This window comes from Mycobacterium sp. OAE908 (assembly GCF_017872775.1).
Classification (GTDB): domain Bacteria; phylum Actinomycetota; class Actinomycetes; order Mycobacteriales; family Mycobacteriaceae; genus Mycobacterium.
The window spans coordinates 398,253-412,363 of record NZ_JAGGJL010000002.1 but is presented as its reverse complement, the minus strand read 5'-3'; the positions used below and the strand labels follow the sequence as shown (position 1 = coordinate 412,363).

Genomic DNA, 14,111 nt, shown 5'->3' with positions numbered 1-14,111 from the left:
CAACCTCCAAGCCCGGGTGTCCGTCGTTGGCAAGCATCGAAGCCATGCCGGAAATCCTCATCGCAGCGCTGTCGCCGGTCGGCCACATCGCCCCGCTACTGAACGTCGCGCAGGGTCTGGTCGACCGCGGCGACCGCGTCACCGTCCTCAGTTCCGCCGAGCACGCCGGCAAGATTCGCGCTGTCGGCGCGACACCACACCCGATACCGGCCGAGGCTGACTTCGACCTGACCCGCCTCGACATCGACCTGCCCGGCCGCACCGGCACCACCGGCATCAAGCGGGTCAACTTCGACATCGTCCGACTGTTTGTGCAGCCGATGCCGCATCAGACCAAGGTGCTGTCCGAGTTGATGGCCCGCACTCGGTTCGACGCGATCATCGTCGACGCCGGCTTCTTCGGGATCCTGCCGTTTCTGCTCGGCGACCGCGCGGCCCGGCCGCCGGTGCTGGCGTACGCGACGACGCCGCTGATGATCACGAGCCGCGACACCGCACCGAGCGGCATGGGCCTGCCGCCGTCGTCGAGCGCTCTGGGCCGGCTGCGCAACCGCGCGTTGACCGTGCTGTCGCAGAAGCTTCTGCTACGGCAATCGCAGCAGGCCGCCAACTACCTGCTGGACCACCTGAACAGCCGGCCGCTGCCGACGTTCATTCTCGACTCCGGCCTGCTCGCCGACCGCTACATCGCGCCGACGGTTCCGGAGTTCGACTATCCGCGCAGCGATCTGCCCGCCCACGTGCGCTACGTCGGGGCCGTGTACCCGCCGCCGTCCAACGGATTCCGGCTGCCGGCGTGGTGGGCCGAACTCGACGGTGACCGGCCCGTCGTGCATGTCACCCAGGGCACGATCGACAACGCCGACCTGGGCCGGCTCCTCGAGCCGACGATCGAGGCGCTCGGCGGCGAGGACGTCATCGTCGTGGCGACCACAGGTGGCCGCGACATATCGCAGGTAAAGGTGAGGCTACCGTCGAATACCTTTGTCGCCGAATACATTCCGCATGACCTGCTGTTGCCGAAGGTCGACGTGATGGTCACCAACGGCGGCTACGGCGCGGTGCAACGCGCACTGTCGATGGGAGTGCCGCTCGTCGTCGCGGGCAACACCGAGGACAAGCCGGAGGTCGCTGCGCGAGTGGCGTGGACCGGGGCGGGCATCAATCTGCGCACCGGTACGCCGACGCCGGGGACGGTGCGCGCGGCCGTCCGTGCCGTGCTCAACGAGGGCCGCTATCTGAGCGCGGCCCGCAGGCTCGAGGTGGCGTTCGCACGGCGCGACGGTGTCGCCGAGATTGCCGCACTCGTGGACGAGGTGATCGGCGAACACCGGACGGCGGTGCACCGATGAGCGACCGACGCTTGTTGTGATTACGAGAAAGTCGCGTAGTCGCCTACTCGTGTGCATCGCCGCCGCGCGGAGAAGTCTTGAGCCATGATCACCGAGCTGCAGTTCGTCGCGGTCGCGGCCTTCTTGATGTGGGGCCTGGCGGCCTCACTGTGCGGGCTGCTCAAACAAGACGTCGACGACACACAGCTGGTGCAGCGCGACGGTGACTCGGGCGCGCAGCGCTGAGGCCTAGGCGGACTTGTCCCGGCGCTCCGCGCGCGACGGCTTGCGCGGCACGATCGTCGGCAACACGTTGTCCTGCACGGTCTCCTTGGTGACGACCACCTTGGCGACGTCGTCGCGGCTCGGGATGTCGTACATCACCGGCAGCAGGACCTCTTCCATGATGGCGCGCAGCCCGCGCGCACCGGTGCCGCGATGGATGGCCTGATCGGCGATCGCGTCGAGGGCGTCCTCGGTGAACTCCAACTCGACGCCGTCCATCTCGAACAGCCGGACGTACTGCTTGACCAATGCGTTCTTCGGCTCGGAGAGGATCTTCACCAACGACTCTTTGTCCAGGTTCGTCACCGACGCCACCACAGGCAGGCGGCCGATGAACTCCGGGATCAGCCCGAACTTGATCAGGTCCTCGGGCATGACCTCGGCGAAGTGGTCCTGGGTGTCGATCTCGGCCTTGGAATGCACCTCGGCGCCGAAGCCGAGGCCGCGCTTGCCGACGCGGTCGGAGACGATCTTCTCCAGCCCGGCGAACGCACCCGCGACGATGAACAGCACGTTGGTGGTGTCGATCTGGATGAACTCCTGATGCGGATGCTTGCGGCCGCCCTGCGGAGGCACCGAGGCCTGCGTCCCCTCCAGGATCTTCAGCAAGGCCTGCTGAACGCCCTCACCGGAGACGTCACGAGTGATCGACGGGTTCTCGCTCTTGCGGGCGATCTTGTCGACCTCGTCGATGTAGATGATGCCGGTCTCGGCGCGCTTGACGTCGTAGTCGGCGGCCTGAATCAGCTTGAGCAGAATGTTCTCGACATCCTCGCCTACGTACCCGGCTTCGGTCAGCGCGGTGGCATCCGCGATCGCGAACGGAACGTTGAGCATCTTGGCGAGCGTCTGCGCGAGGTAGGTCTTGCCGCAGCCGGTGGGGCCGAGCATCAGAATGTTTGACTTTGCAAGCTCGACCGGCTCGGCGCGGGAATCGCGCATCTTTTCCTGTGCCTGCACGCGCTTGTAATGGTTGTAGACGGCGACGGCCAGCGTCCGTTTCGCGGTGTCCTGCCCGATGACATAGCCCTCGAGGAAATCACGGATTTCCGCGGGCTTGGGCAGCTCGTCAAGCTTGACGTCGTCGGCGTCAGCCAGTTCCTCTTCGATGATTTCGTTGCAAAGGTCTATACATTCATCGCAGATATAGACGCCTGGGCCCGCAATGAGTTTCTTGACCTGCTTTTGACTCTTCCCGCAGAACGAGCACTTCAGCAGGTCACCGCCGTCTCCAATGCGTGCCATGGTGGTGGGGTCCTACTTTCCTCGCAGTCGTAATGAAACGTGTTTACGAGTCACTGTCGGGTGTTGGTCCCGACGCTACCCGTATGTTCCGGCGCGGTGCGACCGATAAAGCCGAATCGCGTCGTTGGTATTTATCTGTGTTGCAGAACATATCGCCTGACTCGCCGTCTAACCCCTCGGAACCCGCCACTGTGTCCCTGGCGTGTCGCCGCCGTTATGAGACCGAGAGGCCGCCCCCGTAGTGGCCGTAGAGTTTGCGATGTGGTGTTCGCTGCGCCCCACGATACCGTGCTGATCGCAGATGGCGGGCTGGCAACCGAATTGGAGGCCCGCGGCCACGACCTGTCCGACGACCTGTGGTCGGCCCGGATGCTCGTGGACGCCCCCGCGGAGATTGTGGCCGTGCACTGCGCGTTCTTCCGCGCGGGAGCCTCGATCGCGACGACCGCGAGCTACCAGGCGTCGTTCGACGGGTTCGCGCAACGCGGAATTTCGCGAACCGAGGCCGAGCGCCTGATGCGGCGCAGCGTCCGGCTTGCCCGGGATGCGCGCGACGAGGTCGGCGGCGACGGTTGGGTGGCTGCGTCGGTCGGGCCCTACGGCGCGGCGCTGGCCCACGGCGAAGAGTACGTCGGGCGCTATGGGCTCACGGTTTCGCAACTGGCGAACTGGCATCGGCAGCGGCTGGAGATCCTCGCCGACGCCGGCGCCGACGTGCTGGCGCTGGAGACGGTGCCCGATCTCGACGAGGCCGAGGCCTTGGTTGCGTTGGTTCACGAACTGGAGGTCGCTGCGTGGCTGTCGTACACGATCGCGGGGACGACGACGCGCGCCGGGCAGCCACTTGCCGAGGCCTTCGCGGTGGCCGCCGACATGCCGGAAATCGTTGCGGTTGGGGTGAATTGCTGCCACCCCGACGACGTAGAGGGCGCGGTGCAGGTCGCTCGCGAGGTGACCGGCAAGCCCGTCGTCGTCTACCCCAACAGCGGCGAACAGTGGGACGGCGAGCGGCGCACGTGGACCGGGCATGGCCGGTGGTCGGCTGACCTCGCGCCGCGCTGGGCGGCCGCAGGGGCACGCATCATCGGCGGGTGCTGCCGGGTGCGCCCCGACGACATCGCGGCAGTCGCGTCGACTCTGCGCTGAGGGCGAGGCGCTCTCGCGCTTCTGCACCGTAGACGCAGAGTCAACGGCGAAAGCTAGGCCGTCTGGGCCGAGAGCTTGCGGTACTCGAGGACCGTGTCGATCACGCCGTACTCCTTGGCCTCCTCGGCCGTCAGGATCTTGTCGCGATCGGTGTCCCGCCGGATCTGGTCGGCGTCCTTGCCCGTGTGGTGCGCCAGCGTCGTTTCCATCAGCGTGCGCATCCGCTCGATCTCCTTGGCCTGGATCTCCAGGTCAGAGAACTGGCCCTGGATGACGCCGGACAGCGCGGGCTGGTGAATGAGCACGCGGGCGTTGGGCAGCGCCATGCGCTTACCCGGCGTGCCGGCGGCGAGCAGCACCGCGGCCGCCGAGGCAGCCTGCCCGAGGCAGACGGTCTGGATGTCGGCACGCACGTACTGCATGGTGTCGTAGATGGCCATCAGGCTGGTGAACGAACCACCGGGCGAGTTGATGTACATCGTGATGTCGCGGTCGGGATCCAGGGACTCGAGCACCAGCAGCTGGGCCATGATGTCGTTGGCCGACGCGTCGTCCACCTGCACGCCGAGGAAGATGATGCGTTCCTCGAACAGCTTGTTGTACGGGTTGGACTCCTTGACGCCGAAGCTCGAGTGCTCGATGAACGACGGCAGGATGTAGCGGCCCTGCGGTTGCAGGCGGGGGTCCGTGTGATCGGTCATTTGTCTAGTCCTGCGGTCGGGCCGGAGCCGTTGAGGCTGGCGCTGGTGATGATGTGGTCGACGAACCCGTACTCGAGGGCTTCCTGCGCGGTGAACCAGCGGTCGCGATCGGAGTCGGCCTCGATGCGCTCGATGGACTGGCCGGTGAATTCCGCGTTGAGGCGGAACATCTCCTTCTTGATGACCGCGAACTGCTCGGCCTGGATCGCGATGTCGGCCGCGCCACCGGTGATGCCGCCGAGCGGCTGGTGCATCAGGATGCGGGCGTGCGGCAGCGCATAGCGCTTGCCCTTGGTGCCCGCCGCGAGCAGGAACTCGCCCATCGACGCGGCCATGCCCATCGCGTAGGTGGCGACGTCACAAGGTGCGAGCACCATCGTGTCGTAGATCGCCATGCCGGCGCTGATCGATCCGCCTGGTGAGTTGATGTAGAGGTGGATGTCCTTGGTGGGGTCCTCTGCGGACAGCAACAGGATCTGCGCGCACAGCCGATTGGCGATGTCGTCGTCGACCTGAGAGCCAAGGAAGATGATGCGCTCGGACAGCAGCCGTTCATACACCGAGTCGACAAGGTTGAGGCCCTGCCCGGCGCCACGCATGTCAGTCACGACTGGATACCTGCTTTCTCTTCAAGTCTTGGTGCACTCGACACTAACCAACCCGAGCGGCCGTGCACTCCCCAGACAGCGCCCGTTCGCTCACAGCGTCACTTGGCGTCGGCGGAAACCTCGTCCGAATCGGTCTCCTCGGCGGCCTCATCGGCAGGCTGCTCGGCCTGTTCGCCCGACGGGCCGAAGAACTCCGTGGTGTCGATCACGTTGCCGTCGGTGTCGGTGACGGTGGCGCCGTGCACGACCGCAGCGACGGTCAGGCCGCGGCGCACGTCGGCGAACATCGCGGGCAGCTGGTTGTTCTGCTGCAGGAACTGCAGGAGCTGCTGCGGCTCCATGCCGTACTGCCGCGACATCAGCACGAGGCGCTCGGTCAGGTCGTTCTGACCGACCTGGATGTCGAGCTTGTCGGCGATGGCGTCCATCAACAGCTGGGTCTTGACGGCCTTTTCCGCGTTGCTGCGGTTGTCCTTGTCGAACTCCTCGCGGCTGCTGCCCTGCTCCTTGAGGGCTTCCTCGAACTTCGACTCGTCGTGTTCGAGGCCGTGGATCGCGTTGTGCAGGGTGTCGTCGACCTGGGCCTGCACGATGTTCTCCGGCAACGGAACCTCGGTCTGCTCGAGCAGCACCTCGAGCGCCTTGTCGCGGATCTGCTCGGCCTGCTGGACGCGCTTGACCCGCTGCACCTGTTCGATGAGGCTGGCCTTCAGCTCGTCGATGGTGTCGAATTCGCTTGCCAGCTGGGCGAATTCGTCGTCGGGTTCGGGCAGCTCGCGCTCCTTGACCGACTTGACGGTGACGGTCACCTGCGCCTCTTTACCGAGGTGCTCGCCGGCGGCAAGGGTGGTGGTGAAGACGCGGCTCTCCCCCTCCTTGAGGCCGACGATCGCGTCGTCGAGACCCTCGATCAGCTGACCGGAACCGATCTCGTGCGAGAGCCCTTCGGTCTTCGCCTCGGGCACATCCTCGCCGTCGACGGTGGCCGACAGGTCGATCGAGACGAAGTCGCCGGTCTCGGCGGCGCGCTCGACGCCCTTGAGCGTGCCGAAGCGGGCGCGCAGATTCTGCAGTTCGGTGTCGACCTCTTCGTCGGTGACCTCGATGGGGTCGACGGTGATCTTCAGACCCTCGAGTTCCGGAATCTCGATCTCGGGCCGGACGTCGACCTCAGCGGTGAACGTCAGGTCCTGGCCGTACTCCTGGTTGGTGATGTCGATCTCGGGCTGGCCGAGCGGGCGCACGTCGGAGGTGGTCACCGCCTCGGAGTAGCGCGCGGGCACCGCCTCGCCGATGACCTGGTTGAACATCTCCTGCTTGTCGACGCGGGCCTCGAGCAGCTTCACCGGAACCTTGCCGGGCCGGAAGCCCGGCATGCGGACCTGCTTGGCCATCTGCTTGAAGGCGGTGTCGATGTCTGGCTGCAACTCGGTGAAGGGCACCTCCACGTTGATGCGAACCCGGGTCGGGCTCAACTTCTCGACGGTGCTCTTCACGCTCTTGCTCCTCATGTCTGTAGTGGTGAACGTCCGGAGTCGGGGTGACAGGATTTGAACCTGCGGCCTTCCGCTCCCAAAGCGGATGCGCTACCAAGCTGCGCTACACCCCGCGCCCATTGGCCGGTCCGAAACGCAGACCTGACCACGCGAGATACTACGTGCTGGACACGCAAAGGTTTTAATTGGATTTGATTCGGGCGGCGCTAGTACAGTCTGCTGGTGCTGCACACGCGGGCGTAGCTCAATGGTAGAGCCCTAGTCTTCCAAACTAGCTACGCGGGTTCGATTCCCGTCGCCCGCTCCAACGTCGAACGAAAGTTCGACCTAGAAATCCTTGTCGACCCTCGGGGCGACCCAGGAAACGATCACCGTGACCAGCAGGGCGCCCGCCAGGACCCAGAAGTTGGTCAGCACCCCAACGGTGAACGCACCGAGCACGCCGAGGACGACGACGCCGAGTCCGAGATAGATCTTCAGCGACCGGAATTCGCTTTGGCGCAGCATCGTTCCCCAGAGGTTGCGCGGCAGACTGAGCGCCAACCGCCCGAACATGACCAGCACGACGATGCACCCGACACCGGTGACGACGCGCGCCGCCGAACTCGGCTCATTCGGATGGTTTCGCTCGATTTGGACCGACAGCCACAGCGCGGCCCACGCTGCGACCGTCGCCCAGCTCATCCACTGGCGCACCGTCGCCGTGATCGCCTTGCGGACGCTATCGCCGATGTGCGGATCCAGCTCTGCGGCTTGGGTGAACCCGGCCAGCGCCCCGGACAGGTCCCGCCTGTTCGCGCGATTCACCGCGATGTTGTGCAGCGCCCTCGCGTGTCCGGGTTGCAGCCGCAGCGCCTCCTCGTGCGCGGCCGTCGACTCCGCCCGTCGACCCAACAGGCCGAGGATGTTGCCCTTCAGGTCGTGGGTGTCGGCGTCGGCCGGCGCCAGGCGCAGCGCCTCCTCTGCCGCAGGCAGCGCCGACGCTGGATCACCCGCGGTGGCCAGCAGCCGGGCGTACTCGTAATGCATCGCGTGATCAAACGGGGCTGCGTCGACCGCCTTTCGCGCCCACGTCAACGATTCCCGTCGGCGCCCCAGCTCACCCAGGATCGACGCGTAGATGCTCATCGCGTATGCGTCTTCGGGGGCGTGGGCTATCGCCTTGCAGGCGCTCTGCTCGGCGGCCTTGTTGTCGCCGAACAAGTGCTGTGCCCGAGCCAACTCGGTCAACAACCTCGAGTTGTGCGGATAGTGCGCGAGCGCCGAGCGCAACACTTCCTCGGCGCGCCGGTAATTCCTGGCCTCCACATAGGTGTTGGCCAGCGTGATCGCGTCAGCGATGTCCGACGGCGACGTCATCGAAACTTCCTGCGGCGCATGTACTTTGCCAATTCGTCGTAGGCGCCGTCGCGGTTGCCGAACTCGACGACGTTGCGGGCGATTTCGAACCACTCACCGCCGCTCGGCCGGATCTCGGCCATGGCCGCGTGGATGTCGCTCATCGAGATCGGCCGGACCTCACCCGAGCGCACGGAATCGGCCATCGCCAATTGTGTTGCGGTGTCGCAGATATGGGCGAGGTCTGCTCCGGTGAATCCGTCGGTGCGCGAAGCGATCGACTTGAGATCGATCCCTGCCACCGGGCGGTCACGCAGGTGAATTCTCAAGATCTCCATGCGCGCATCGGTGTCCGGCAGGCCGACGAAGAGCATCCGATCGAAGCGACCGGGCCTGCGCAGCGCCGCATCTACGTCCCACGGTGCATTCGTCGCCCCAAGCACGTAGACACCGCTGTTATCGGACGTGGCCGGATCCATCTCGGCGAGAAGCGAATTGACCACCGTGCGGTGCCCAGAGCCACCCTGGAGGTTCGCCCGCCGCATGCCCAACGCGTCGACTTCGTCGAAGAACAGCACGCATGGTGTATTGCGTCGGGCCACCTCGAAGATCTCGTGCACGGCCCGCTCGCTGTCGCCCAACCAGCGGCTGAGCACATCAGCGATGCCGATCGGGTAGAAGTTCGCGTCGAGTTCGCCAGACACGGCCCTTGCGAGAAACGTCTTGCCGCAGCCAGGCGGTCCGTACAGCAACAGTCCGCCTCGAGCCGAAATCTTGTAGGCCCGCATCAGTTCCGGATTACGAATCGGCCCCAGCAGCGATACGTCGAGCCGGTCCTTGACGTCCTTCATGCCTGCGACGTCGGCAAGCTTCACGTCGCTTGGCGACAGCACGTCGCGGTCGCGCTCGTTTTCGATGTCGGGCTCGCCGCTTTGTTCGACGAATGCCGGCTCGATGATGTCAGCGACCTGTTCCTCGGCGGCCGACCAGTCGAACGCTGACTTCTCCCCTGCCGGAGCGGCCATTGCGGCAGTGCATCGCTGCAGCAGCACCAACGCCGCGGCGTGCGCCGGGTCTTTCGTCAGCGCCGCGCTGCAGTGCGTCAGCGCCTCGGCGTAGCGCCCGTCGGCCAGCAACAGCTCAGCGAGGTGCAGCCGCAGTTCTACGGCGTCCGGATTGCGTTCGACCGCGGCGGACAACTCGCGAATCAGCGCGTCTTCTGCCACCGATTACCCCCCATTCCCTGGGGTCTGATGGTACTAAGCGGCAAGCTCGACTAACACTTATTAATTCAAGGATCCAGCTACCACACGCGCACCCAGTCGATGAGCATGTCCGCGGGATAGGTCCCCCCACTCGGGTCGCCTCCGCCGGAGCCGGCGACCGCGAGGTCCAAGACGGGCGACAGGGTGAAGCCGGGATCGTTGAACTGCCAGGACGGCAGGGAGTGCGCAGGCACGGTGAAGTACGGCTGGGCGCCGTCGCTGTAGTCCTTCCAAAACCGCATGCCCGCGTCGTCCCACGTGCATCGCCACGTGTGCCAGGCGCTGTCGACCGAGATGGTCTGGCTCGAATGTTCACCGCCGTTGAGCTTGGCGTGCACCGCGGTGCCGGGAGCCCAGCTGCCGTTGCCGTACCACTCCATGATGTCGACTTCGCCGCCGTTGACGGGGTTGTCGTTGGACAGATACCACGCCGGCCAGCAGCCCGGGGTCAGACAGTTCAGCTTGATCCGGGCTTCCCAGGTGTGGCCGATGCCGCCGTAGAACGTGCTGAACACCTTGCCGCTGTAGAACGTGTTGCCGTCCTTGGCGGCGTGGAAGACGAGGTTCGAGTTGCCGTCGAGGTAGACGTTGCGACGGTCGTTGCGGTACTGCCCGACGTGCTCGGGCAGCTCCCAGTACGTCGGGTCCTGCATCGACTCGCGGGCTTTTGCCACCAGCCACTTGGACGGGTCCGGTGCCGAGCCCGCCGGCCCGTCGAACTCATCTTGGAAGATGTACGTCGGCTGCGTGCCACCAGGCGGCGCCGCCGACGCCGTCGGAACGCGGATCGCGGCGCCCACCGCGCCGAGTCCTGCCATCACCATCAGATCGCGACGATTCAAGTCAGCCACGCCTGCGATGAAACCATGCCCGGCATTCTCGGCTCCGCTCTGGGCGTATTCGCGACCGCCTTTCGGCCGATTTCCTGTCGGTACGCTGGACGCCATGAACGGGGCCTTGCTCGTGCTCATCATCGTGGTCATCGGCGCTATCGCGTTCGCCGTCTACAGCTCGTCGAAGGCTTCGGGCAGGCGCAACGCGGCCTCGCTGGACGACGCGAAGGCCGATGCGCGGCGGCTCATCGAGCGACTGGGCGGACAGGTGCTGAACCTGACGGGCACCGACGACGCGTCCAAGCAGGCGATGGCCGACGCCTCCGAGCGCTACACCGCCGCGTCCTCACAGATCGATCAGGCCACCACCGTGCGACAGGCTGCGCTGGCGAAGGAAAGTGCGATCGAGGGGCTGTACTACGTGCGCGCCGCCCGCACCGCGATGGGCATGGATCCCGGACCGGAATTGGAGTCGCTGAGCGGACAGCGGTCCGCGGGAGCCGTGACAGAGGATCGCCGAGTCAACTACGAGGGCCGCGAAATCGAGGCCTCACCGACACCGTCGCCGCGCACGCCGAACTACTACCCCGGTGGTCGGGTGGCCGGCCGTCCCGTACCGGCGGGCTGGTACTCAGAGCCGTGGTGGAAGACAGCTCTGGTCGCGGGCGCGTGGGGTGTGGGCTCGGTGCTGTTGTTCGACGCGTTGTTCGACGGCATGCACGGAGTTGATTACGGCGCACAGGGTTTCGAGAGCGGCTACGGCGACGGGTACTCCGACGGTTTCGCCGCTGCACAGGACGGCGGCGGATTCGACGGTGGCGGCGCCGACGCTTCGGGCTTCGACGGATACAGCGGCGACGGCGGTGGTTGGGACGGCGGCGGCTGGGACGGCGGTGGCTTCGACGGCGGCGGGTTCGACGGCGGCGGCTTCGGCGACTTCTGACGTCGATGGCCGCATACGTCATCTCCGAGGTTGAAGTCCTCGACGAGAGCAGCTTCGAGCAGTACCGCAATCTCGCAAAGCCGTCGATAGAGAAGCACGGCGGGCGCTACCTGGTGCGCGCGGCGCTTCCCGAAGCGGCAGAAGGAGATTGGCCGCCGCAGCGACGGCTCGTCATCGTCGAGTTCCCCGATATGGAAACCGCGCGGCGGTGGTACTCGTCAGAGGACTACGCGCAGGCGTTGACGTTCCGCGACCGTGCGCTGAGCCGACGCCTCACCTTCGTCGAAGGCATCTAGGGCGGCAACGCTCAGTTGTCAGGGGGTGCCGCCGCTGCCCCCACTGCCGCCCGCGCCGCCGGAGCCTCCGGAAGTGCCCGACGACCCGGTGCCTGGCGAACCGCCCTTGGCCCCAGTGCCCGACGTGCCGCTACCGCTCTTGCCGCCTGCGCCGCCCGCGCCACCGGTGCCGCCGGTACCTCCGCTGCCATCAGGGCCCGCCGCGCCGGTCTTGCCGCCGGCCGCGCCGCCTGTACCGCCCGTACCGCCGGAGCCGCCCATGCCGCCGGAGCCACCGCTGCCGCCGGCCCCGGCCGTTCCGCTGCCGCTGGCGCCCTTCCCGGCCGCGCCGCCGTCACCGCCCGCGCCGCCACTGCCGCCGGTGCCGCCGGTGCCACCGGAGCCGCCGTCACCACCGGTGCCGTCGGGCGAACCATCGGTGCTGCTCGCGCCGCCTGCGCCACCGTTTCCACCGTTGCCGCCGGAGGCGGCGTTGCCGCCGTTCCCGCCGCTGCCGCCGGTGCCGCCACTGCCTCCGGTGCCGCTGAGCAAGCCGCCGCTGCCGCCCGATCCGCCGCTGCCGCCCGCGGTGCCGTTGCCGCCGCTGGTGCCGGTCGCGCCGTTGCCCGCGTCGCCGCCCCAGCCGCCATTGGTCGGGGACACCCCGCTCAGGTCAGAACCACCGGCACCGCCGTTGCCGCCGTTGCCTCCGTTGGCCAGGGCGTCGCCGCCGTCGCCGCCGTAGCCGGCATGCGTCAGGGGCGTCCCGGCCCCGCCGTCGCCACCGTTGCCGCCGTTACCGCCGAGGGGTCCGCCGTCGCCGCCGTCCTTCCCGAGAGAACCGGGCTCCGGTCCGGGCACGCCGTTCGCACCGTTGCCGCCGTTCTGCAGGCCGACGCCGTTCTGCCCGGGCGCCGCGGTGTTCGACGTCGTCGGGTTCACGGCGTTCGTGCCGTTGGCGCCGTTGCCACCATTGCCGCCGCTGCCGCCGTTGCCGATGAACAACCCACTGGCACCGCCGTTGCCGCCGTTACCGCCCGCGTGCGTGGCGTCACCGTCGGCACCGTTGCCGCCATTGCCGCCGTTGCCGATCAGGAATCCGCCGCGGCCGCCCGCGCCGCCGCTTGCGCCGACGCCGGTCGCGTTGAAACCGTTGCCGCCGTTGCCAATCAGCAGACCGCCATTGAAACCGTTGGGGTGTGCCGCGGTGCCGTCGGCGCCGTTGCCGATGAAGATGTTGACGATCGGAATGCCGCCGGCGACATCGAGGAAGGGCTGGGCCGTCGCCAGGCTCGCCGTCAGGCTGTCGCCCAATCCCGCGCTGTCGCCGGCAAGGCACTCGTCACCCGTGGTCGTGCCAACGATGCACCCGAAGAGACCATTCGGCGTCGGCGCCAACGGTGCAGCGTGCGCTTCGCCGGGCATCGCCAACAGTGCCGCGGCGGGAGCGCTCAGGACGAGGCCGGCCCCGCCGACGGCGACCGCCGTCGCGACCAGCCGACGCGACTTCGCCTGCGCGCGGTGACGCCCGTTGCCTCGATACCGACGGTGCTTCGACATGGGAACCCCTTTGACGACGCGATGCCTGGCCGTCCGCAAAGGTAACTCCAGCAACCAAGAGAATGTTGAAGAATGCACCAATTATGTGTCCGCCCGGATGGGCCCGACTTCCAATGGCCAGCCGACGGTTGATCCGCCGATACTTTCCTATAAGCGGCGCTCACTGGCGGAAACCTGAGGTCCATTATGCAAAACGGCACTAGCCGAGGCTTGCTGGATTAGACAACTGATTTGCCGTGCCATTCGGCCGCCGGAGCAAACAGAATTTATTTGCATTGACGATAATTTTTAACGCTGACAAGTCGGGCACCAGAACAGATTGCGGCCCTCGAGTTCGGCGGTGCGGATCGTCGTTCCGCACACCCGGCACGGTTCGCCGGCCCTGCGGTAGACGTAGGTGCGGGGCCGGTTCGGGGCGTACGAGGGCAGGCCGTGGTCGTCCTCGGGGCGCATGACGATGATCTTTCCCCGGCGCAAGCCGACCTTCATCAGGTCGACCAGATCGGTCCACATGGCGTCGAACTCTGCCTCGTCGATGTGCGTACCGATGCGGTACGGGTCGATCCGATGCCGGTACAGCAGTTCGTTGCGGTACACATTGCCGACACCCGCGATCACCGTCTGATCCATCAAGAGTGCGCCAATTGGCCTGCGGGACTTCGTGATTCGCATCCATGCCAGGGAGCCGTCGGCGTCACGCCGCAACGGGTCCGGCCCCAGCTTGGCGACCACGTCGGCGACCTCGGGCTCCTCGATCACCTCGCACACCGTCGGGCCGCGCAGGTCGGTGCCGAATTCGCTACCGATCATCCGCATCCGCACCTGGCCGACGGGAAGGGGCATCGGTATCGGCAGTTCGGTGAATGTGCCGTACAAGCCGAGGTGCACATGCACCACGCGGCCACCCTCATAGTGATGGAACAGGTGCTTGCCCCAGGCGGCGGCCTTCTTCAGCACCCGTCCGTTGACCGACGCAGCGCCGTCGACGAACCGGCCCTGCGGGCTGGACACCATCACAGGCGCCCGGCCGAACCGGCGTTGATGCAACCGGGCTAGCCGGTGCAGGGTGTGGCCTTCCGGCATAC

Annotated in this window: 14 protein-coding genes and 2 tRNA genes; 6 read left to right on the top strand and 10 right to left on the bottom strand. The window is 66.7% G+C overall.

Going from position 1 to position 14,111, the window contains the following annotated elements; all coding sequences use genetic code 11:
* The first annotated feature begins 44 nt into the window (after positions 1-44).
* On the top strand, positions 45-1,352 hold the full coding sequence (locus J3E61_RS27170; RefSeq protein WP_210085979.1) for a glycosyltransferase: 1,308 nt from the start codon (positions 45-47) through the stop codon (positions 1,350-1,352).
* Between the two features lie 84 nt (positions 1,353-1,436).
* Positions 1,437-1,577, top strand: a complete 141-nt coding sequence (locus tag J3E61_RS27165; protein WP_210085978.1) for a hypothetical protein — start codon at positions 1,437-1,439, stop codon at positions 1,575-1,577.
* A gap of 3 nt (positions 1,578-1,580) precedes the next feature.
* Here J3E61_RS27165 and clpX read toward each other — a convergent pair whose 3' ends face one another.
* Positions 1,581-2,861 carry an ATP-dependent Clp protease ATP-binding subunit ClpX gene (clpX, locus tag J3E61_RS27160; protein WP_015308086.1) on the bottom strand — a complete coding sequence of 427 codons (1,281 nt, stop codon included), beginning with the start codon at positions 2,859-2,861 and terminating at the stop codon, positions 1,581-1,583.
* Positions 2,862-3,122: 261 nt separating this feature from the next.
* On the opposite strand from clpX, the gene mmuM reads away from it, so the two are divergent.
* The gene (gene mmuM / locus J3E61_RS27155) at positions 3,123-4,007 is read left to right on the top strand and encodes a homocysteine S-methyltransferase (RefSeq protein ID WP_210085977.1); all 885 of its coding nucleotides are present in this window, start codon (positions 3,123-3,125) and stop codon (positions 4,005-4,007) included.
* Between the two features lie 53 nt (positions 4,008-4,060).
* Here the strand turns inward: mmuM and clpP2 are convergent, their stop codons facing one another.
* The 4 genes from clpP2 to J3E61_RS27135 form a co-directional block, all read right to left on the bottom strand.
* The gene (gene clpP2 / locus J3E61_RS27150; protein ID WP_192723458.1) at positions 4,061-4,708 is read right to left on the bottom strand and encodes an ATP-dependent CLP protease proteolytic subunit ClpP2; all 648 of its coding nucleotides are present in this window, start codon (positions 4,706-4,708) and stop codon (positions 4,061-4,063) included.
* A complete protein-coding gene (locus tag J3E61_RS27145) occupies positions 4,705-5,307 on the bottom strand; it encodes an ATP-dependent Clp protease proteolytic subunit (RefSeq protein ID WP_192723909.1) in 603 nt (200 codons plus the stop codon). Before J3E61_RS27145 ends, clpP2 begins: the two co-directional genes overlap by 4 nt.
* Before the next feature lie 107 nt (positions 5,308-5,414).
* The gene (locus tag J3E61_RS27140; RefSeq protein ID WP_210085976.1) at positions 5,415-6,812 is read right to left on the bottom strand and encodes a trigger factor; all 1,398 of its coding nucleotides are present in this window, start codon (positions 6,810-6,812) and stop codon (positions 5,415-5,417) included.
* Between the two features lie 39 nt (positions 6,813-6,851).
* Positions 6,852-6,925, bottom strand: a tRNA-Pro gene (locus J3E61_RS27135).
* A 120-nt stretch (positions 6,926-7,045) separates the two neighbouring features.
* On the opposite strand from J3E61_RS27135, the gene J3E61_RS27130 reads away from it, so the two are divergent.
* Positions 7,046-7,119: transfer RNA gene (locus tag J3E61_RS27130), tRNA-Gly, on the top strand.
* Positions 7,120-7,139: 20 nt separating this feature from the next.
* Here the strand turns inward: J3E61_RS27130 and J3E61_RS27125 are convergent.
* From J3E61_RS27125 to J3E61_RS27115, 3 genes are all read right to left on the bottom strand, one after another.
* Positions 7,140-8,171: a tetratricopeptide repeat protein gene (locus J3E61_RS27125; RefSeq protein WP_210085975.1), complete on the bottom strand. Its 1,032-nt coding sequence runs from the start codon at positions 8,169-8,171 to the stop codon at positions 7,140-7,142.
* The gene (locus J3E61_RS27120; protein WP_210085974.1) at positions 8,168-9,376 is read right to left on the bottom strand and encodes an ATP-binding protein; all 1,209 of its coding nucleotides are present in this window, start codon (positions 9,374-9,376) and stop codon (positions 8,168-8,170) included. Before J3E61_RS27120 ends, J3E61_RS27125 begins: the two co-directional genes overlap by 4 nt.
* A gap of 77 nt (positions 9,377-9,453) precedes the next feature.
* Positions 9,454-10,266 carry a family 16 glycosylhydrolase gene (locus J3E61_RS27115; RefSeq protein ID WP_210085973.1) on the bottom strand — a complete coding sequence of 271 codons (813 nt, stop codon included), beginning with the start codon at positions 10,264-10,266 and terminating at the stop codon, positions 9,454-9,456.
* 94 nt (positions 10,267-10,360) lie between these two features.
* Here J3E61_RS27115 and J3E61_RS27110 point away from each other — a divergent pair, with 94 nt between their 5' ends.
* Both J3E61_RS27110 and J3E61_RS27105 read left to right on the top strand, forming a co-directional pair.
* Positions 10,361-11,191 (top strand): DUF1542 domain-containing protein, encoded by an 831-nt coding sequence (locus tag J3E61_RS27110; protein WP_210085972.1) that lies wholly within the window; start codon positions 10,361-10,363, stop codon positions 11,189-11,191.
* A gap of 5 nt (positions 11,192-11,196) precedes the next feature.
* Positions 11,197-11,487: a DUF1330 domain-containing protein gene (locus J3E61_RS27105; RefSeq protein ID WP_192723464.1), complete on the top strand. Its 291-nt coding sequence runs from the start codon at positions 11,197-11,199 to the stop codon at positions 11,485-11,487.
* A gap of 18 nt (positions 11,488-11,505) precedes the next feature.
* On the opposite strand, the gene J3E61_RS27100 is transcribed toward J3E61_RS27105, so the two are convergent.
* Positions 11,506-12,963, bottom strand: coding sequence for a hypothetical protein (locus J3E61_RS27100; protein WP_192723910.1), 1,458 nt, complete (start codon positions 12,961-12,963; stop codon positions 11,506-11,508).
* A gap of 351 nt (positions 12,964-13,314) precedes the next feature.
* Positions 13,315-14,109: an Fpg/Nei family DNA glycosylase gene (locus J3E61_RS27095; protein ID WP_210085971.1), complete on the bottom strand. Its 795-nt coding sequence runs from the start codon at positions 14,107-14,109 to the stop codon at positions 13,315-13,317.
* Positions 14,110-14,111 lie beyond the last annotated feature (2 nt).

Coding starts and splice junctions, on each gene's coding strand:
- J3E61_RS27170 (WP_210085979.1), top strand. CDS start 45: ATGCCGGAAATCCTCATCGCAGCGCTGTCGCCGGTCGGCCACATCGCC.
- J3E61_RS27165 (WP_210085978.1), top strand. CDS start 1,437: ATGATCACCGAGCTGCAGTTCGTCGCGGTCGCGGCCTTCTTGATGTGG.
- clpX (WP_015308086.1), bottom strand. CDS start 2,861: ATGGCACGCATTGGAGACGGCGGTGACCTGCTGAAGTGCTCGTTCTGC.
- clpP2 (WP_192723458.1), bottom strand. CDS start 4,708: ATGACCGATCACACGGACCCCCGCCTGCAACCGCAGGGCCGCTACATC.
- J3E61_RS27145 (WP_192723909.1), bottom strand. CDS start 5,307: ATGCGTGGCGCCGGGCAGGGCCTCAACCTTGTCGACTCGGTGTATGAA.
- J3E61_RS27125 (WP_210085975.1), bottom strand. CDS start 8,171: ATGACGTCGCCGTCGGACATCGCTGACGCGATCACGCTGGCCAACACC.
- J3E61_RS27110 (WP_210085972.1), top strand. CDS start 10,361: ATGAACGGGGCCTTGCTCGTGCTCATCATCGTGGTCATCGGCGCTATC.
- J3E61_RS27105 (WP_192723464.1), top strand. CDS start 11,197: ATGGCCGCATACGTCATCTCCGAGGTTGAAGTCCTCGACGAGAGCAGC.
- J3E61_RS27095 (WP_210085971.1), bottom strand. CDS start 14,109: ATGCCGGAAGGCCACACCCTGCACCGGCTAGCCCGGTTGCATCAACGC.